At 62.5% G+C, this 18455-nt stretch carries 16 protein-coding genes and 1 pseudogene; 15 read left to right on the top strand and 2 right to left on the bottom strand.

Annotation, left to right across the window (positions count from 1 at the left end; translation table 11 throughout):
• The 10 genes and pseudogenes from B4E36_RS13090 to B4E36_RS13045 form a co-directional block, all read left to right on the top strand.
• Window positions 1–509: pseudogene (locus B4E36_RS13090) on the top strand (NAD(P)/FAD-dependent oxidoreductase); the annotation flags it as partial.
• Window positions 510–527: 18 nt separating this feature from the next.
• Window positions 528–1559 carry a questin oxidase family protein gene (locus B4E36_RS13085; protein WP_292056786.1) on the top strand — a complete coding sequence of 344 codons (1032 nt, stop codon included), beginning with the start codon at window positions 528–530 and terminating at the stop codon, window positions 1557–1559.
• 24 nt (window positions 1560–1583) lie between these two features.
• The gene (locus tag B4E36_RS13080) at window positions 1584–2774 is read left to right on the top strand and encodes an amidohydrolase (RefSeq protein WP_292056787.1); all 1191 of its coding nucleotides are present in this window, start codon (window positions 1584–1586) and stop codon (window positions 2772–2774) included.
• A gap of 4 nt (window positions 2775–2778) precedes the next feature.
• A complete protein-coding gene (locus B4E36_RS13075; protein WP_292056788.1) occupies window positions 2779–4020 on the top strand; it encodes an amidohydrolase family protein in 1242 nt (413 codons plus the stop codon).
• A gap of 81 nt (window positions 4021–4101) precedes the next feature.
• Window positions 4102–5100, top strand: a complete 999-nt coding sequence (locus B4E36_RS13070) for a LysR family transcriptional regulator (protein WP_292056790.1) — start codon at window positions 4102–4104, stop codon at window positions 5098–5100.
• A gap of 181 nt (window positions 5101–5281) precedes the next feature.
• On the top strand, window positions 5282–6097 hold the full coding sequence (locus B4E36_RS13065; protein ID WP_345900445.1) for a creatininase family protein: 816 nt from the start codon (window positions 5282–5284) through the stop codon (window positions 6095–6097).
• Window positions 6098–6101: 4 nt separating this feature from the next.
• Window positions 6102–7706, top strand: coding sequence for a CocE/NonD family hydrolase (locus tag B4E36_RS13060; RefSeq protein WP_345900444.1), 1605 nt, complete (start codon window positions 6102–6104; stop codon window positions 7704–7706).
• Window positions 7696–8721, top strand: a complete 1026-nt coding sequence (locus B4E36_RS13055; RefSeq protein WP_292056795.1) for an ABC transporter ATP-binding protein — start codon at window positions 7696–7698, stop codon at window positions 8719–8721. The genes B4E36_RS13060 and B4E36_RS13055 overlap by 11 nt, the downstream gene beginning before the upstream one ends.
• A gap of 30 nt (window positions 8722–8751) precedes the next feature.
• Entirely contained in the window at window positions 8752–9804 is a 1053-nt protein-coding gene (locus B4E36_RS13050; RefSeq protein WP_345900443.1) for an ABC transporter substrate-binding protein, read from the top strand.
• Window positions 9801–11489, top strand: coding sequence for an ABC transporter permease subunit (locus tag B4E36_RS13045; protein WP_345900442.1), 1689 nt, complete (start codon window positions 9801–9803; stop codon window positions 11487–11489). Before B4E36_RS13050 ends, B4E36_RS13045 begins: the two co-directional genes overlap by 4 nt.
• Before the next feature lie 231 nt (window positions 11490–11720).
• Here B4E36_RS13045 and B4E36_RS13040 read toward each other — a convergent pair whose 3' ends face one another.
• Window positions 11721–12623: a LysR family transcriptional regulator gene (locus B4E36_RS13040; protein WP_292056801.1), complete on the bottom strand. Its 903-nt coding sequence runs from the start codon at window positions 12621–12623 to the stop codon at window positions 11721–11723.
• A 251-nt stretch (window positions 12624–12874) separates the two neighbouring features.
• Here B4E36_RS13040 and B4E36_RS13035 point away from each other — a divergent pair, with 251 nt between their 5' ends.
• The 5 genes from B4E36_RS13035 (at window position 12875) to B4E36_RS13015 (ending at window position 17357) form a co-directional block, all read left to right on the top strand.
• Window positions 12875–13303 (top strand): cupin domain-containing protein, encoded by a 429-nt coding sequence (locus B4E36_RS13035; protein ID WP_292056803.1) that lies wholly within the window; start codon window positions 12875–12877, stop codon window positions 13301–13303.
• Window positions 13303–14088, top strand: coding sequence for a cysteine hydrolase family protein (locus B4E36_RS13030; protein ID WP_292056805.1), 786 nt, complete (start codon window positions 13303–13305; stop codon window positions 14086–14088). The genes B4E36_RS13035 and B4E36_RS13030 overlap by 1 nt, the downstream gene beginning before the upstream one ends.
• Window positions 14085–14495: an oxalurate catabolism protein HpxZ gene (gene hpxZ / locus B4E36_RS13025; RefSeq protein WP_292056807.1), complete on the top strand. Its 411-nt coding sequence runs from the start codon at window positions 14085–14087 to the stop codon at window positions 14493–14495. The genes B4E36_RS13030 and hpxZ overlap by 4 nt, the downstream gene beginning before the upstream one ends.
• A 110-nt stretch (window positions 14496–14605) precedes the next feature.
• Window positions 14606–15763: an amidase gene (locus B4E36_RS13020; protein WP_345900441.1), complete on the top strand. Its 1158-nt coding sequence runs from the start codon at window positions 14606–14608 to the stop codon at window positions 15761–15763.
• 7 nt (window positions 15764–15770) lie between these two features.
• A complete protein-coding gene (locus B4E36_RS13015) occupies window positions 15771–17357 on the top strand; it encodes a gamma-glutamyltransferase family protein (RefSeq protein ID WP_292056810.1) in 1587 nt (528 codons plus the stop codon).
• Window positions 17358–17363: 6 nt separating this feature from the next.
• Here the strand turns inward: B4E36_RS13015 and B4E36_RS13010 are convergent, their stop codons facing one another.
• Window positions 17364–18326 (bottom strand): NAD-dependent epimerase/dehydratase family protein, encoded by a 963-nt coding sequence (locus B4E36_RS13010; RefSeq protein ID WP_292056811.1) that lies wholly within the window; start codon window positions 18324–18326, stop codon window positions 17364–17366.
• Window positions 18327–18455 lie beyond the last annotated feature (129 nt).

Here is an 18455-nt window from a genome sequence, read left to right as displayed (position 1 = left end):
CATCCTATGCCAATTTCGTCATGGAACTCGACAGTGGCGTCACATCGCTCGTCATCGAGAACGGCCGCATCCGCGCGGAGACGAAGAACGGCACGATCGAGGCCGATCATATTCTGCTTGGAACCGGTTATGGCGTCGATTTTTCCATGCGGCCGGAGCTTGCAGCCCTTGAAGGGCGTTTTGCCCATTGGCGCGACCGTTTCACTCCGCCTGATGGCGAAACATGTGCGCCGGTCTTGCAGGCGCCCTATCTCGGGCGCACATTCGAATTGACGCCGATGGATGCGGAGCGGGACCGGTGGGTGTCGCGCATCCACATGTTCAATGGCGGCGCGGTGCCGAGCCTCGGTCCGATCAGCAACGGCATTACCGGGGTCAAATACGGCATTGCCCGCATCGCCGACGGCATGACGCGGGCCTTCTTCCTGGAGGATGCCGCGCATTTTCGGGAAGAGCTTGCGAATTATCGCGAGCAGCATTTCAATCCGCGCGACAGGATCTCGGCCTGACTGGCCTGGGAGGGCAATATGACCACACCACTGACACTCGATGCCGTTCTGGCAAAGGCCCAGACGCGCAGCTTCGAATTTCCCTATATGCTCGCCAATCATGTGCCGATGGTGCTGATTGCGCTCGATCGCATGGGCGCTTCCCCGCAACGGCTGGACGAGTGGTACGAGACCTATCGCGACGCTCATGCCGTGCCGCCGATTGCCGCGCCCGTCGCGCCGATCAACCCCGGCAACTGGCAGGAAGCGCTCGGAGACCGCGCCCGCGAGGCGGATTATCGCGGCTTTTTCGTGGGCGAGGTGCAGCGGCTCGGCATCGACAGGGCGATCCGCACCTATCTTCCTGCGATGACGCAAGGGATTGCCGCAAGCGCCACGCATCCGCTGATGCGGCTTGCCTACGGCGTGTTGAAGAATGATGCCCGCGAAGTGGGCCACGCGCTCGGTTATTGGGCGGCCACCTATCTGCCGATGCCCGGCCCCGGCAAGTTCGAGGCCGATACGGACGATCCGGCGGAGGTGCTCGCCGGCATCGCCGAAATCGAGGGTATTCGCGATTACGAGACCGAGACCGATCTGCTCTGGCATAATATCCGTGCCGTCGGCGCGCTGCCGGGCTTTGCCCCGGTAATCGACCGGCTGCGCTTTCACGACAACACGGTGCGGCGGATGACCGAGGTCTCACTCGTCGCCTTCGCCTTCACGCTCGATTTTTCCGCCCTTCATGCGGTGACCGGCATGCATTGGATGCGCCTTGTTGCGCCGCATGTGGATGAGGAGAAGGTGGAGCCGCTCTACCGCGCCTTCTGGCAGGTGATCGCGTCGCTCGTTCCCAAGATCGGGTTTCCGGTGTTCCCGTCGGCGGATGAGGTGCAGGCAATGCGCGAACGCGACGCGCCCGAATGGCCGGAGATCAAGGCGGCGGCCATTGCGTCCTATGACGAACACGACGTCAGCCTGACCTTTTCCGCCTCCGAGGAGCAGAAAGCATGGGGTGGCGACAGGCTCTACCGCATCGCCGCCGCCCGCCGACTTCGCCTGATTGACTGAGGCCTGATCGACTGAGGAAAACCTTTGCCCGCACAGATCGCCGTTGAAAATATCCGCAATACACGGGGCGAGCCCGTCACGCTCCTGATCGAGGACGGGCAGGTTGCCGGTCTCGCGCCTGCAGGAACGCTTGGTATTCCGGAGGTGGCGGAGCGCATCGATGGCGGCGGGAAAATGATCCTGCCGGGGCTGGTCGATGGCCATATCCATCTCGACAAGACGCTGATCGGTCTCCCCTTCATTCCGCATATTCCCGGCGAGACCGTTGCCAAACGCATTGCCGCCGAGCGCGAGCTGCGTCGCACGGTGGCGCTTCCCGTGGCGTCGCGCGGCGGCGCGCTGATCGAGAAGGTTGCAGCACTTGGTACGGTCGCCGTCAGAAGCCATGTCGATATCGACACCGAGATCGGGCTGAAAGGTCTTGAGCAAGTGCTGTCGCTGAGACAAAGCCATGGCCATCTGATCGACATCGAAATCGTCGCCTTTCCGCAATCGGGCATCGTGCGTGATCCGGGCACGGTAGACCTTTTGCACGAGGCGGTGGCAAACGGCGCGGATCTTGTCGGCGGGCTGGATCCGGCGGGGATCGACGATGACATCAATGGCCATCTCGATGCGGTCTTTGCCGTTGCCGAAAAGCACAATGTCGGCGTCGACCTGCACCTTCATGATGGCGGGGTGCTTGGCGCGTTCGAACTGCGCCAGATTGCTGACCGCACGGTCGCCGCTTCGCTTCAGGGCCGGGTGGCGGTCAGCCACGCTTTCTGCCTTGGCGAGCTGGATGACGCGGATTTCGGAAGGACGGCGGAGCTTCTGGCGCGCGCGAGAATCTCGATCATGACCAATGGGCCGGGTCCGGTTCCGATGCCGCCGGTCAAGCGGCTTCAGGCGGCGGGCGTGCGTGTCTTCTGTGGCTCCGACAATATCCGCGATGCCTGGTCGCCCTTCGGCAATGGCGACCTGATCGAGCGCGCCGGCATCATCTGCGACCGGCAGGATTTCCGCGCCGATGATGATCTGGAGCGGGCCTTTGCACTGGTGACCGAAGCCTCCGGCGCGGTGCTTGGTCGGGCGGAACCGCTTTCTATTGGTACGCCTGCCGATTTCATTCTGGTCGATTGCGGCAGCATTGCCGAAACACTGGCAGCGCGCCCCGTGGATCGGACGGTGTTCAAGGCAGGCCGCAAGGTCGCCGAAGCGGGGCGGCTGGTGTGAGTTGATGGCCGAAATCGATTTCCTCATTCGCAACGCTCGTCTCGCCGGAAACGAGACGCCGGTGGATATCGGCTTTGCCGGCAGTCGCATTGCAACCGTTGCAGGCGGCATTACCTGCGATGCGCCGTCATTCGATGCCGGCGGCAGGCTCGCCACGCCCGGTCTGACCGAAACCCACATCCACCTCGACAAGGCCGGCATTATCGGCCGCTGCGCACTGTGCGAGGGCACGTTGGCCGAGGCCGTGCGCGAAACCGCGAAGGCCAAGGCTGCTTTCACCGAGGAGGATGTCTACGCCCGCGCGGCAAAAGTGGTCGAACAGGCCATTGCCCATGGGACGACGGTAATGCGCACCTTCGTGGAGATCGATCCGCGCGCGGGTTTTCGCTCGTTCGAGGCCATCAAGGCGATCCGGCGCGATTATGCCGCTGCCATCGAGATCATCATCTGCGCCTTCGCCCAGGAGGGGCTGACGAATGATCCGGGCACGGAGGAGATGCTGGCCGAAGCGCTGGCAAATGGCGCCGATCAGGTCGGCGGCTGCCCCTATACCGATGCCGATCCGGCCACCCATGTGACAAAGATCTTCGACCTTGCCGAGCGCTTCGGCGTCAATGTCGATTTCCACGTCGATTTCGACCTGAAGCCGGAGGGTTCCAATCTCGGCGTGATCATCGCCGAGACGAAGAGGCGCAGCTATCAGGGCCGTGTCTCTGTCGGCCATGTGACCAAGCTTTCAGCGCTTGCGCCGGAGGCATGCGCGGCGGCCTTCGCCGAACTTGCCGAAAACGGCATCGCTCTCACCGTTCTTCCAGCGACCGATCTCTATCTGAACGGGCGGGAGTTCACCCATCTGGTGCCGCGCGGGGTGACGCCGGGCCACAGGCTGATCGCGGCAGGCGGCGTTGCAACGCTCTCGACCAACAATGTTCTCAACCCGTTCACCCCCTTCGGCGATGCTTCGCTGATGCGGATCGCCAATCTCTACGCCAATATCGCCCAGCTCGGCACGGCGGACGAGCTTCAAACCGTCTATGACATGATCAGCTGCCAGGCGGAGCGCCTCCTTGGGCGCGCTCCCTCGGAGATCACGGCGGGAGCGCCCGCCACCATCGTGCTGTTCGATGCCGAGACCCCTGCGGAAGCCGTGGCAACCATCGCGCCGGCGCTTTGCGGCTGGCGCAACGGTCGAAAGACTTTCGAGCGGCCCCGCCCACGGCTGTTCTGCACACCCGAAGGGCGTTGAATTCCGAAGTCCGCCGCGCGGCACGGGAATTGCATGACAGTCTCTCGGGAGACCGTTTTGTACTTGTGAAAGGCTATTTGCATGATCACGGATCAGAACGGCACGATAGATGTCCGATTTTTACGCACGACCTTCCTTCTGTTGAGCGAACAGAATGTCTCGCGCGTTGCCGGAAAGCTCGGCCAGAGCCAGCCCTCGGTGAGCGCGGTACTCAAGCGTGCGCGCCATGTCTTCGATGATCCGCTTCTGGTCAGGAGCGGGCAGGGCATGGCGGTGACCGAACGCGGCGAGGCGGTGCGCGCCTCGCTTTGCCGCATCCTTGCCGAACTCAGCGAAACTATCAGCCCGGAAGAGGCGTTCGACGCCGCCACCACGGCGTTTGCCATGCGCGTTTCGGCGATGAGCTGTTTCAATGGCTTTCTCATACCGCCGATTGCCGAGCGGCTGCGCAAGGAAGCGCCGATGGCCTCCATCGATTTCTTTGCACCCGCCGAGAGCGACGACCTGACCGAGCAGCTCAGTTCCGGCGCTTCCGACCTGCTTGTCGCCAACTGGCCGTCGCCGCATGAAAGCCTGCGCTCCAGCACGATCTTCGATTGCGAGACCGCCTGCATCGTCAATGCTGATCATCCGTTTGCGGACGCCGAAGAAATGCCGATGGAGGCGTATCTCGCCCTGCCGCATCTGTCGCTCGGGTCGGTCGTCCGTCCGGCCTTCAGTCCGATCGGCGGGAGGCTCAAGCAGCTTGGCGTCAATCGCCGGGTGGCGCTTTCCGTGCCTGAATATGCGCTTGTGCCGCCTGTGATTGCCCGCACGGACCTGATCTTCACCACGGCGCGGCCCTATGCGGAGTTCGTGGTGAATCGCTATCCGGATTATGGTCTGTGCGTTGTCGGCGCGCCGCGCGAATTCGGCAATATGCGGTTATATCTCCTCTGGCACGAACGTGCGCACAAGAGCCCGGCGAACAGGTGGGTGCGCGATCTTATCCGCGATGTTTCAAGGCGTTATGGCGCCGATCTGCAGGAGCGTCCGACTGCGGCCGGCATGGCGAGGCTGGCCGAGCTCGCGGCGGTATAAGCGCTGGCCTATACCACTTATAAGCCCAGGTGGAATTGTTGAATGTCAAACGGCATGACCATAATGTAGGCATAAAACGTAATTGCATAAAACTTAGTCCGGTTGTTCAGCCGTGCCCGAGCCCTGCCGCTCGCGCCGCCGGCAAAGCTTTGGCCGGACCACGGATGGAAGGAACTCGGAAATGCCGCTGAAATCGCACTGGTGGTGGGATCATACGACCAAGGACTTTACCGACATAGACATGTCGGAATTCGTCGCGATCCTGCCGGTGGCCGCCGTCGAGCAGCATGGCCCGCATCTGCCGGTCCGCGTCGATTCCGCCATCAATGCCGGCATCATCAACCGGGCCGTCGAGATCATGCCGGATGACATGAAGGTTCTGGTGCTGCCGATGCAGGCGGTCGGCAAATCCGTCGAGCATCTGGAATATCCGGGCACGCTGACACTGTCCTACGAGACGCTGGCCCGCCTCTGGTTCGAGATCGGTGAGAGCGTGGCGCGCGCCGGTTGCCGGAAGATCATCTTCGCCAACTCCCACGGCGGTCAGCCGCAGGTAATGGAAATCGTCTGCCGCGAACTCAGGATCAAATGCGGCATGTTCGCCGTCTCGTCCTGGGTGTCCGCCGGTGCCAGCCAGGCCGATCTTTACAGCGAGCACGAGCTGAAACACGGCATTCATGGCGGCGAATCCGAAACCTCGACCATGCTGCATCTCCATCCCGAGCTGATCGACATGCAGTATGCCGATGACTTCCAGCCCATGTCCGTCGAGATGGAGCGCGGCAATCAGGTGCTGACGGCGGAAGGGCGGATCGGCTTCGGCTGGCAGACCCAGGACCTACACCCCTCGGGCGCCTGCGGCAATGCGGCTGCGGCCGACGCCGAACGCGGCAGGATCCATGTCGAGCGCTCGGCAGAAAGCCTTGTGGCGCTGGCTGAGGAGGTTCTCGCCTTCCCGATGGAACGGCTCACCCAGAAGACCATGTTCAAGGGCTGATCGCTTGCTGGCACGAAACCCGACATCCGCGATCTCAAGGAGCGTCGAGCGCCTTACCCTGAAAGACGGTGTTGCGCTGGCGGCGGATGTCTACCGGCCGGCGGGCGAGGGGCCGTGGCCCGTCCTTTTGATGCGCCAGCCCTATGGCAAGCAGATCGCCTCCACCGTCGTTCTCGCACACCCCTCCTGGTATGCCCGCCACGGCTATGTCGTGGTGGTGCAGGATGTGCGCGGCATGGGCGCGTCGGAAGGCGATTTCGATTGCTTGCGTCAGGAATTGAGCGATGGCGCGGAAACAGTGGCGTGGGCGCGGGGTCTTGAAGGTTCGAACGGAAAGATCGGGCTTTACGGCTTTTCCTATCAGGCGATCACGCAGTATCTGGCGCTTGCCGGCGGCGCGGAGGTGGATGCCATGGCACCGGCCATGGGTTCTTTCGCGCCTGACAGGGACTGGGCCTATGAGGGCGGTGCCTTCCGCTATGCCGGCATGCTCGGCTGGGCGCAGCAGATGGCCTTGCTCAAGGCTCTCCATGATGGCGATCGCAAGACCCATACCGAACTTTCCGCCCTCAATGGCCTCTTGGAGACGGCCCGCTACCTCACCGAACGCCCGGCGCTTTCGCACTTGAAGCGCTGGATCGACAATCTCGAAAGCGACTGGGATCAGGTCTCTCCGGAACGCCTGCTGAGGGACGTTTCACTGGATATCCCGGTGCTGCACACCGGCGGCTGGTATGATTTCATGCTGGAAGGCACGCTTGCCGCCGATCGGGCCTTTCGCAAGGCCGCGCCGGAGACCGCGCATCTTGCCATCGGCCCCTGGGCGCATATGCCATGGAATGGCGCAAGCGGGTCCGTTCGCCTGCCAAAGGCAGAGGAGTGGTCGGTGGATCGGGCGAATCTTGCCTTCTTCGATTTCTACCTGAAGGGCATCGGCAGCCCGCCGCCGGCAGTCACGCTTTTCGACATGGGAGCCTGCTGCTGGACGGCGTTCGACCAATGGCCGGCAACCTTCGAGAAATCGCTTCTGCTCGCCTCCGGCGGGCTTGCCGCGACGCTTGCCAATGACGGCAGGCTTGCGGATGAGGCGGGCGACGGGGAGGATGTTCTCGTCAGCGATCCCTTCCGCCCGGCGCCGCTTGTCGGCGGCCATATGGGCGAGCCTTCCGGCTTTGTCGATCGTGCCGCCGCCGATGATCGGTCCGATGTTGCCGTCTATACCACAGCGCCCTTCGCGCAGGACTTCACCCTTTGCGGGCCCGTCAGGGCCGACCTCGCCATCGCTACTAAAGCGCCGGTCTTCGATCTCGTTGCAACACTCTCTCTGGTCACCCCCACCGGAAGCGTAAATGTGATCCAGACCGGAATAACCCGAACAAGAAACACGGGCGCGCCGGTGAGCGTCGGCCTCAGAACGGCCTATCTCACAGTGCCGGCGGGCTTCAGCCTCCGCCTGTCGCTGCAGGCCGCCGCCTGGCCCGCCTTTTCTCTCCATGCACAGGACCCGGCATCTGCCGACGGAATGGAGCCGCTGACGCTTGCGATCCGTCACGCGGCCAGCCGTCTTGTGCTTTCCGTTCTGAAAGAGGACACCGTCAATGGCGCCTAAGCCCTATCTCACCCTCGACAACGTGTCGGCGACCTATGGCGATACCACGGCCGTTTCCGGCCTCACGATCGAAGTGCCCAAGGGCGAGCTTCTGTCGCTGCTCGGACCGTCCGGCTGCGGCAAGACGACGACGCTGCGCATGATTGCGGGCTTCGTAGAACCATCGGGCGGTCGCATCATCCTCAACGACAAGGACATCAGCCACAAGCCGGTGCACAAGCGCAATATCGGCGTCGTGTTCCAGTCCTATGCGCTGTTTCCGCACCTGACCGTGATCGACAATGTCGGTTTCGGCCTCAGGATGCGCAATGCCTCGCGCGCCGAGTGGCGGGAGCGGGCGGCGAAGACGCTGGAAACCGTCGGCCTCGGCCCCTATGCCGATCGCTATCCCGGCCAGCTTTCCGGCGGCCAGCAGCAGCGCGTCGCCCTTGCCCGTGCGCTGGTGATCGAGCCGGATGTGCTGCTTCTGGATGAACCGCTCTCCAACCTCGATGCCAACCTCAGGGCCGACATGCGCAACGAGATCCGCTCGCTGCAGCAGCGTCTCGGCATCACCACCATTTTCGTCACCCACGACCAATCCGAAGCGCTTTCGATGTCGGACCGCGTTGCGGTGATGAGCAAAGGCGTGATGAGCGAGATCGGTACGCCGCTTGCCCTTTGTGATCAGCCGAAGAGCCCGTTTACCGCGACGTTCCTCGGCCACCGCACTGTAATCGACGGCAAGGTGGAAAACGGCGTGTTTTCGGCCCCCGGCATCACCTGTGAAGGCGCGCCGGAAAAGGCCACCAAACTGGTGCTGCGCGCCTCGCGGCTGCGCTTTGGCGAAGGAAATTCCCCGCTTTCGGTTTCGGGCACGCTCGTCAATGCAGCCTATCTTGGCGAGACCTATGAGGCCGATATCCAGGCCGCCTGCGGCATGATCCGGCTTGTCGTTCCCTCCGACACGCCGCCGCCGCCGGTGGGAACGGCATGCCAGGTCACCGCCGAACCGGGCGGGACCACCTTTATCTGACAAGAACATAAAACCAGGAGAACAGCTGACATGAACATCAAGAGACGTTCCTTCAACAAACTCATTCTGGGCGGGGCCGCCACGCTTGCCGCTCCCTATTCCTTCGTCCGCGCTGAGACGCCAGACCCGAAGCCCGGCGATGAACTCGTCGTCGGCATCTGGGGCGGCACCCAGGAAAAGATCGTCAAGCAGTATATCGAGCCGGTGCTGGTCGACAAATACGGCTGCAAGATCTCCTATGTCCTGGGCGGCACCGTCGAACGTCGCGCCCGCGCCTATGCCGAACGCGGCCGTCCGAGCTTCGACGTCCTCTACCTCAACATCTTCGAAAGCCGTCAGGCGGTGAAGGACGGCGTCACCCAGCCTGCGACCGATGCCGTCGAAAACGCCCAGTATCTCTATCCGATCGCCAAGAAGGGCGGTTACGGCGTTGCCATCAATCCCTGCACCATCGTCTACAACAAGACCAAGGCATCCGCCCCGATCACGTCCTGGAAGGACATTTGGAAGCCGGAATGGCAGGGCCGCATCGCCTGGCCGAACGGCCTCGGCGCCGAAGGCATTTCCGCGCTGATGATGTCGACGCTTTCCTGGTTCGGCGACCAGACCAAGATGGCGCCGGAAGGCTTCGACAAGGTCAAGGAACTGAAGCCGTTTGCCGCCATCCAGGGCAGCCAGGCGCAGCTTTTCGACATGTTCGATCAGGACATCGCCGATCTCTCGGTCGAATTCGGCAGCTTCTGCGAGAAGTATATCGAGGAGCGGAACCCCGATTTCGCGCTCGCCGATCCGGAAGAAGGCAAGGCGCTCGCCATGAACGTCGCCTGCATCACCGAGGGTACGAAGAACCAGAAGCTTGCGGAAGAGTGGGTCAACCTGCACCTGTCGCCGGAGGTCATGCTCGCCTATGCCAAGGAGATCTACTACTCGCCGACCGTCGACAATGTCGATATCCCGGCTGATCTCCAGAGCAAGCTGATCATGCCTGACCAGATTGATACGCTGGTCGACTTCGACTGGGATTACATCAATGCCAACCGCAACAAATGGCAGTCCATCTACGACCGGGAGATCGCCGGATGAGGAAATGGCTTGGACCGGCGCTTTCAGCGCCGGTCACCATCTGGCTCCTGATCGCTTTCGCCGCGCCGCTTGTCGCGGTGATATTCCTGTCCCTGCATGAATATTCCGATCCGTTCGGACCGCTGATCCAGTCGCCCTCGCTGCAGCAGTTCATCGATATCGCCTCCGACGGATTCTACTATCGGGTGGTCTTCGAGACGATCTGGCTTTCGCTTGCCGTGACCGCCGTCTCGGCGCTGCTCGGCTATCCCGTGGCCTACTGGCTGTCGCGCATGCCCGGCAAATATCGCGCCTTTGCCTTTGCCATCGTTCTCATTCCGCTTTTGACCAATGTGGTCGTGCGCTCGCTCGGCATCATTCTCCTGCTTTCGCCGGAGGGGTTGATCAATATCGTCACCGGCTGGTTCGGCATTCCCCCCGTCAAGACCATGCTGTTCAATCATGGCGCGGTGATCGTGGCGCTCACCCAGGTATACATGCCCTTCATGGTGCTGGCGCTCTACGACAATCTGCAGAACACATCGCCGCGCGTGCATGAGGCGGCTGAAAGCCTTGGCGCGTCGCCTGCGATCCGCTTCCTCACGGTTGATCTTCCGTTGTCCCTGCCGGGGCTGAAATCCGGCACGATCGTGGTCTTCCTGCTGTCGTCGACCTCCTATGTCTCGGCCACGATGCTCGGCGGCAAGAAGGTCTGGACCACCGGCATGCTGGTGCTGCAGGAAGCCATGCACAACCTCAACACCTCGCTTGCCGCAGCCCTTGCGCTGGTGATGACGGTCACCGGCCTGCTCTTTGCCGTGCTGGCAACGCTCGCGCTCAACCGGCTGATGACCTGGCGTTACGGCGGCAAGAGCCGGCCGATCGCGCTGCCGCGTTTTGTCGAGCCGGTCGTCAATTTCGCGGGCCCCATCCTCTCCTGGCTGCTGTTTGCCGCTGCCGTGATCCTGCTGCTGCTGCCGCTCGGCCTCGTCTTCGTGCAGAGCTTCAATGATGTGGAACTGGCCACCGCCGCAGGATTTCGCGGTTTTACGCTGCGCTGGTATCACGAGGTCTTCGTTTCCGGCTATTACACGGATTCCTTTATCGTCTCGGTCAAGGTGGCGCTTGCGGCGCTTGCCGTATCGCTGATCATCGCCGTGCCGGCGGCCTTCGCGCTGGCGCGTTTCCCCTTCCGGGGCCGCTCGGCGCTGCTCGCCTTCTGGCTGCTGCCGTTGACGCTGCCGCATGTGGCGCTCGGCGTCGGCATGCTGAAGCTGTTGCAGATCTATGTGGCCGTGCCGCCCTTCATCGGCCTGGTGGCGATCCATGTGGTGGTCATCCTGCCTTTTGCCATCACGCTTCTGACGGCATCGGTGATCGGGCTGGACGAGGCGCAGGAAGAGGCCGCCGCCAGCCTCGGGGCGAACGCCTGGAAGCGCTTCCTGCTGGTGATCGTGCCGGGGCTGGCGCCCGGCCTGTTCGCCACCTCGATCGTCGGCTTCCTGCTGAGCTTCGACGAGGTGACGGTCACGAGCTTCCTCACCACCGCCCGCCTGACGACGCTGCCGGTGCGCCTCTATGCCGAGGCCTCGTTCGAGCTGAGGCCAACGGCGCATGCGCTGTCCTCCGTGCTGATCCTGCTGACGGTTGCGCTGCTTGCCATCGTCGGCCGCTTCGTCCGGCTGGACAGGCTCTACGCACGGTAGTGGGGTGGTTGGTTGTCATTGCCGATGGAGTGACCGCCTCTCGTCTTGCGTCACCCTCGGGCTTGACCCGAGGGTCCATTGGCATGTGCGGGCTTTTCATGAGCTTGCGACGTCTTCGGACGACTGTTGGCGCCTGTCGTGCGGAAGGATGCTTGGATCCTCGGGTCAAGCCCGAGGGTGACGCCGTACATGGACGAGAGACACTGCGAAAACGCTTTGTGAGTGAAAAGCTCAATCCGTTCGCTCCCGCATCACCGTCCTGATATTCTCCACGAATACGCTGGCAATCGCGGAGATGTTGCGGCGGCCGCCGATCAGCATCAATTGCTGGGTATCGGACTGGAACTCCCGGACCGGCACATAGACGAGGCGGCCCATGCGGCTTTCGAATGCGATATCGAAGGGCGTCAGGAAGGTGAGGTAACCTTCGCTCATCGCCAGATGCCGCATCATCTCGATCGAGTTGGCCTCGACAGCAAACGATATCTGCAGATTGGAGCGCGCAAACACCTGATCGATATGGGGTCGGATCGCCGTGGTCTGGTCGGCGCCGGCGACCGGATAGCCGACGCATTCGGAAAGGCGCACGCTGGTGGAGCGCGCCAGCGGATGATCGGGGGCCACCGCGACCCCGAGCCGGCCGATCGCGATCTCCAGAACGCTGATATCCGCATCCGAGGGAAAATCGAAGCCGAGGCCCATATCCGCCTCGCCGGCGCGCACCGCATTGCGGATATCGTCACCGGTGGTCATCAGTATCATACGCACGCTGACGCCGGGATTAGCGCGCTGGAACCGGCCGACGGCGCGCGGCAGGAGATTGGCGGCCAGCCCGCTCATCAGCGCGATCGTCACAACGCCGCGGCGCAGGCCTTTCAAGTCCTCCATCATCGCTTCGGCGCGGTTCATGCCCTTCAGCGTCTCGCGCACATGGCCAATGAGAATTTCGCCCGCCGCCGTCAGTGTCAGACGCCGCCGGCTGCGGTCGAAAAGCTGGGTGTCGAGCGCCTCTTCGAGAGCCGCGATCTGGCGGGAGATGGCCGACGCCGAGACATTCAGCCGCTCGGCCGTCTTGCGCACGGAGCCGGTGCGGGCAACTTCGTCGAGATAGTTGAGCAGTCGGCCATGAAGCATGGCGTTTCCTTTGTTGCCTTTGAGGCAACATTGTATGCGAAAATAAATGCTTTTAAAGTTACAAAAACTGACACAACATGGTCTCAGTGCTGAAGGCACTTGTGGCGACCGTAAAGCGTTTTTCCCCAGCAAAGCGGTGGTTTCAGCCTTCGGTTCCGGCATGAGCGGTCTTAAAGGTCTCCCACCACCTTGAAATGCTCCGCACCGCTCATGCCGGCCCCTATCTTCAGAAAAGAACTCCAGAGGGTTCCATGCTCACCTATGCATTCGAACAGGTCGAAAAGGCCGAGGTTTTCAAGATCGCGCCAACCGACACCAATTATTTTGCGATCCTCTTCGATCCGAAGAAGGACGGGATCGACAACATTTTCGTCATCGAGATATTCACCGTCGGCGGCGCGACGCCTCCGAACGAGCACAGCCACGCCCATGAATTCTTCTATGTCATCGAAGGAGAGGGTATTGCCTCCAGCGACGGCGAGGAAATGCCGATCAGGAAGGGCGATGCGCTGATTTTGCGTCCGGGTTCCGAACATGTGGTGAAGAATACCGGCTCCTCCAAGCTTTACACGCTGACGGTGATGACGCCGAACCAGGATTTCGCCGAGCTCATCCGTTCCGGCGAGCGCGTCTCGCTTGACGCCGAAGACCTGAAGGTGCTCACCGGGAAGGCGGCCTGATGCAGGAAGACGCCGATGCCCTGCCGCTCGGCCCCTCGCGGCTGAACCGCTGGCAGGTTTCCGCGGGCCGGGTGGACATGATCCGGCCCCAGCCCGCGCCGCGACCGCTTGTCGTGAAGGACGGCGACCGCGAGGTCGTTTTCGATCTCAACCGCACGGCCATCGTGATCATCGACATGCAGAATGACTTCTGTCATCCCGAAGGCTGGCTTGCCGGCATCGGGGTCGATGTGACGCCGGCGCGCAGGCCGATCGCGCCACTCAACCGGCTTCTGCCGGGCCTGCGTGAAGCCGAAGTTCCGGTCGTCTGGCTCAACTGGGGCAACCGCCCGGACAAGGCCAACCTGCCGCCGTCAACGCTCCATGTCTACAAGCCGACGGGCAGGGAAACCGGGATCGGCGATCCATTGCCCAATGGGGCCAATGTGCTGGAAAAGGACAGTTGGGCTGCCGCCATCGTCGATGAGCTGGAAATCGCCGAAACCGATATCGCGGTCGACAAGTTCCGCATGTCCGGCTTTCAGGACACCGAACTCGACAGCATATTGCGCAATCTCGGCGTTACGACCGTGCTGTTTGCCGGGGTAAACGCCGACCAGTGCGTGCTGTGCACGCTTCAGGACGCCAGTTTTCTGGGCTATGACTGTCTGCTGGTGGAGGATTGCGCGGCGACCACATCGCCGCAATTCTGCATGGATGCAACGCTTTACAATACCCGCCAGTGTTTCGGCTTCGTCTGTTCCTCGGATGATATCGTCGCCGGCCTTACCCGAGTAGACGCATGACGCAAGACAATCAGGCCGCGGTTCAGCCGGTCAACATTCCCGAGATTCTGGAAGAGGTCACCAAACTCTGCGATCTTTACGAAAAGGCGCTGATGGAAAACGACCTCGATACGCTGGATGCGCTGTTCTGGGAAAGCGAGCAGACGTTGCGCTACGGCGTTGCTGAGAATCTCTATGGCATTTCCGAAATCCGCGACTTCCGCAAGGGCAGGTCGGGCGGCTCGCCTCAGCGTGAGGTCATTCGCCGCCAGATTACCACCTTCGGCGGGGACTGCGCGGTCTGCGATCTCGAGTTCCAGCGGCCGGGCGCCGCCGTTCGGGGGCGGCAAAGCCAGACATGGATTCGCACTGCTTCCGGCTGGAAGGTTGCCGCCGCCCATGTATCGCTGATGGGCAATTCCCATTGAGGCCGTTTGCCGGGCAGCATCCCTGAATTTCGGGCGTGCGCTTCGCGTTGCGTTTTCAACGCGGCGCGTGCATGCTCCGGCCACTGTTCCTCCATTATCGGACATGTTTCATGACGCAGTCCATCGGTCCCTTTGTCGAACGTTTTGAACCTCCGGTCACCGCGGAGACGCCAGCTACAGAACTGCTTTCGGGGCTCACCGTCGCGGTCAAGGACAATTTCGACATCGCGGGCACCGTCACCGGCGGCGGCAACCCCGAATGGGCGGAAGATCAGGCCCCGGCAGCGCGTCATGCCTCTGCGGTGCAGACCCTTCTCGAAAATGGCGCGGCTCTTGTCGGCAAGGTTCATATGGATGAACTCGCCTATAGCCTGATGGGGGTGAATGCCCGGTTCGGCACACCGGAAAACCCGGCCGCGCCCTCGCGCGTGCCCGGTGGCTCATCCTCGGGCTCGGCCTCTGCGGTCGCATCGGGGCTGGCCGATATCGGGCTTGGCTCCGATACAGGTGGGTCGGTGCGGCTTCCGGCCTCCTTCTGCGGGCTTTTCGGCTGGCGGCCGACCCATGGGCTTGTATCGGGCGAGGGGCTCTTGCCGCTCGCAGAAAGCTACGACGTGCCGGGCTTTCTGACCCGCGATCTGGAAACGCTGTCCCTCCTTTGTGAAATCTTTGTCGATGGGCAAAGCGCCGATGAGGATGTCCGGCTGGTTTATCCCGCCGATGTCTGGCGGCTTTGCGAGGATGCGGCGGCGGCAGCCCTGAAAGCGGCACTGCCAAGAGGCGACCGCAATGACAGCCCGCTGCTTCCCGGCGGCGACCTGAAGGAATTGCTGCCGGTTTTCCGCACCCATCAGGGCTATGAGGCGTGGCAGCATTTCGGGTCCTGGATCGAAAGGCGTGAACCGGAATTCGGCCCCGGCATCCGCGAACGATTCGCCATGGCGGCGAAGATCACGGCGGAGGAATTCGAGGAGGCTAAGACGGGACGCGCCGCGTTTCGCGCGCATCTGGGCAGGGTCCTGTCGCCGGGGACCATCATGGTCTACCCGACGTCGCCGGGACCCGCGCCGCTTCTGACCGACGGCAATGACATTGTCGAGACCTTCCGCAACCGTGCCCTTTCGATGCTGGCCATTGCCGGTCATGGCGGCCTGCCGCAAGTGTCCGTTCCGCTTGCAGCAAGCCAGGGCTCGCCGCTCGGGCTTTCGCTGGTCGCGGCACCCGGCAGCGACAGGCTGCTGATCGAAACGGCGAAACGCTTCATCTGAGGGCATCATGCTTCATACCGCGAAAGGCTTTGACGGGGCGTTTTCCGCACCCCACGCTGCGGCAGCGCTGGCAGGCCGCGACATCTTGCGCGCTGGCGGCACGGCGATGGAGGCCATGGTCTCCGCAGCGGCGACGATCGCCGTCACCTATCCCCATATGAACGGCATTGGCGGCGATGGCTTCTGGTTGGTCCATCGACCGGGCCAGAAGGTGGTCGGCATCTCCGCTTGCGGCCAGGCGGCCGGCCTTGCAACGCCGGAGTGGTTCGCAGAGCGCGGGTACGACAAGGCGATGCCGACGCGCGGAGCGCTCGCTGCTCTTACCGTTCCCGGCACGATCGGCGGCTGGGAAAAGGCGCTGTCGCTGGTGGCGGACGAAAAGCGCCTGCCGCTCGAAAGAATTCTTTCTTCGGCGATCCACTATGCGGAAAACGGCATTGCTGTCACCGGAAACCAGGCGCTGTGCACGGCGGACAAGCTTGGCGGCCTGCGCGATGTCCCGGGCTTTGCCGACACATTCCTGATCGATGGCGAGGTTCCAAAGGCGGGAGCGCGACTTTGCCAGAAGCCGCTGGCGGCGACTTTGCGGAGGCTCGCAGCGGAAGGATTGTCTTCCTACTATTCCGGTGAACTCGCCCGCACCCATGCGGCCTTCCTTGAAGAGACCGGCTCTCCGCTGCGCTTCCCGGATTTCGCCGCCTATCAGGCGCGCATGGTCGACCCGCTTCATGTCGAGACCGCGCATGGAAGGCTGATGAACATGACCCCGCCGACCCAAGGGGTCGCCTCGCTGATGATCCTGGCCTTGTTCGATCGGCTGGGCGTCGGAGAGGCCGAAGGATTTGATCACCTCCATGGCTTGGTCGAAGCCACGAAGCAGGCCTTCCTCGTTCGCAATGCCGGGCTGGGCGATCCGGATTTCATGGCCGAACCCGCCCAAGCCTGGCTTGCCGATGATCGTCTCGATGCGCTTGCCGCGAAAATCGACATGAAGACGGCCTTGCCATGGCCCTATGAGCCTGCCGATGGCGATACGATCTGGATGGGCGCGGCGGATCGCTACGGCAATGTCGTCTCCTTTATCCAGAGCGTCTACTGGGAATTCGGCTCCGGCCTCACCTGTCCCGAGACCGGGGTTTTCTTCCAGAACCGCGGCGCCGGCTTCTCGTTTTCGCCCGGCCCCAACCAGCTTGCGCCTGGAAAACGTCCGTTCCATACCTTGAACCCCGCGCTTGCGCATCTGAGGGATGGCCGCGTGATGGCCTATGGCACGATGGGCGGGGAGGGCCAGCCGCAGACACAGGCCGCTCTGTTTTCGCGCCACGTGCAGTTCGGCCAGGATTTGCAGGCCGCCATTACCGCGCCGCGCTGGTTGCTCGGCCGCACCTGGGGGGAGGAAACCACGACGCTGAAGCTCGAGGACCGGTTTGATCCGGCACTCGTGACGGCATTGAAAGAGGCCGGCCATGATGTCGAAATGCTGTCTGCTTACAGCGATGCTGCCGGTCATGCAGGTGCAGTGGTGTTGCACGAAAACGGCCTGATGGAAGCGGCAACTGATCCGCGCGCGGATGGTCTGGCGCTTGTGGACTGATGCCTCTCAGGCCGGAAAGCGTTTGCGCAGAAAACCGTCGATGAAATCCCCGGGCTTTTCCTCCAGCAGCGGGAAGCCGAGTTTTCGGGCTGCTTCGGCTGCAAAACAGGCGGGAAAATTCTGCGATCCATAGAGTGGCGGATCCGTACGGTCGATCAGCGACAAGATGTCGTCTCCTGCCCGTTCTGCAAGCGCTGAAAGCAGCGCCTCGACAGTCAGCGACACGCCGGGCATCACCAGCGCCCGCGCATCTTCGGGGATACGACCCTCGATATTTGCCGCGTGGATGAGCTGGGCGACCGCCGTTTCCGGCGAGGCCAGCCAGTGGCGCACATCGCCGGAAGCGGGCAAAAGCGCGCGGCGTCCTTCCAGCGGTTCGCGGATGATGTTGGAAAAGAAGCCGGAATTGCCGTGGGTGGCTTCGCCGGGCCTCACTGCAATTGTCGGCAGGCGCAGGCAGATGCCGTCGACAAAGCCCATGCGCGAATAATCGGCGATGATTGCCTCGCTCATCAGCTTCTGCGTGCCGTAGGAACTGTCCGGCCGGGGCGTTGTCGTATCATCGATCAGCGCGGGAAAGGGTGCGCCATAGACCCCGATGGAGGAGGCGTGGACAAGGCGGGGGCAATAGTCATCGCCCGCAAGCCGGATGGCCTCGACGGTTGCCCGCACCGTATCGAAATTGATGTGATAGCCGATGGCGAAATTGCTGTCGGCCTGGCCCATGGCCGTCGCGGCCACGTGGAAGATCACATCCGGCCGGGACGCCACGACACGGCTGATCGTTTCGAAATCCGCCGCATCCCCGGTCACCCATTGCGTGCCGGTGCCACCGATATCGCTCTTGCGGATGTCGGAGAGGACGAGCGCATCAATGTTTTTCTTGCCAAGCCTGCCCGTTGCAATCAACGTTTCGGCAAGCGCGCGGCCGATCATGCCGGAAGCGCCGATGATAGCGACGGAGGTCATGGCCGCTCTCCTTGCTCCTACACCTTCACGCGTGGATAAAGGCCTATCTCGCGCGTTGTCGCCTTGTTGTACATCTGGTCGAGATAAGGCCGAACCTCCGCTGCACCCCTGCTCATTTCCGGGCAATGG

The organism is Martelella sp. UBA3392, assembly GCF_002358775.1.
GTDB lineage: Bacteria > Pseudomonadota > Alphaproteobacteria > Rhizobiales > Rhizobiaceae > Martelella > Martelella mediterranea.
Note: the sequence above shows the minus strand (reverse complement) of the source record. Positions and strands in the feature narration are given on the sequence as shown.

What these genes read in the sequence shown, in the direction of transcription:
- B4E36_RS13030 (WP_292056805.1), top strand. Translation starts at nt 13,303, where the DNA reads ATGCAGGAAGACGCCGATGCCCTGCCGCTCGGCCCCTCGCGGCTGAAC.
- B4E36_RS13055 (WP_292056795.1), top strand. Translation starts at nt 7,696, where the DNA reads ATGGCGCCTAAGCCCTATCTCACCCTCGACAACGTGTCGGCGACCTAT.
- hpxZ (WP_292056807.1), top strand. Translation starts at nt 14,085, where the DNA reads ATGACGCAAGACAATCAGGCCGCGGTTCAGCCGGTCAACATTCCCGAG.
- B4E36_RS13075 (WP_292056788.1), top strand. Translation starts at nt 2,779, where the DNA reads ATGGCCGAAATCGATTTCCTCATTCGCAACGCTCGTCTCGCCGGAAAC.
- B4E36_RS13010 (WP_292056811.1), bottom strand. Translation starts at nt 18,326, where the DNA reads ATGACCTCCGTCGCTATCATCGGCGCTTCCGGCATGATCGGCCGCGCG.
- B4E36_RS13020 (WP_345900441.1), top strand. Translation starts at nt 14,606, where the DNA reads ATGACGCAGTCCATCGGTCCCTTTGTCGAACGTTTTGAACCTCCGGTC.
- B4E36_RS13045 (WP_345900442.1), top strand. Translation starts at nt 9,801, where the DNA reads ATGAGGAAATGGCTTGGACCGGCGCTTTCAGCGCCGGTCACCATCTGG.
- B4E36_RS13040 (WP_292056801.1), bottom strand. Translation starts at nt 12,623, where the DNA reads ATGCTTCATGGCCGACTGCTCAACTATCTCGACGAAGTTGCCCGCACC.
- B4E36_RS13070 (WP_292056790.1), top strand. Translation starts at nt 4,102, where the DNA reads ATGATCACGGATCAGAACGGCACGATAGATGTCCGATTTTTACGCACG.
- B4E36_RS13035 (WP_292056803.1), top strand. Translation starts at nt 12,875, where the DNA reads ATGCTCACCTATGCATTCGAACAGGTCGAAAAGGCCGAGGTTTTCAAG.
- B4E36_RS13065 (WP_345900445.1), top strand. Translation starts at nt 5,282, where the DNA reads ATGCCGCTGAAATCGCACTGGTGGTGGGATCATACGACCAAGGACTTT.
- B4E36_RS13050 (WP_345900443.1), top strand. Translation starts at nt 8,752, where the DNA reads ATGAACATCAAGAGACGTTCCTTCAACAAACTCATTCTGGGCGGGGCC.
- B4E36_RS13015 (WP_292056810.1), top strand. Translation starts at nt 15,771, where the DNA reads ATGCTTCATACCGCGAAAGGCTTTGACGGGGCGTTTTCCGCACCCCAC.
- B4E36_RS13085 (WP_292056786.1), top strand. Translation starts at nt 528, where the DNA reads ATGACCACACCACTGACACTCGATGCCGTTCTGGCAAAGGCCCAGACG.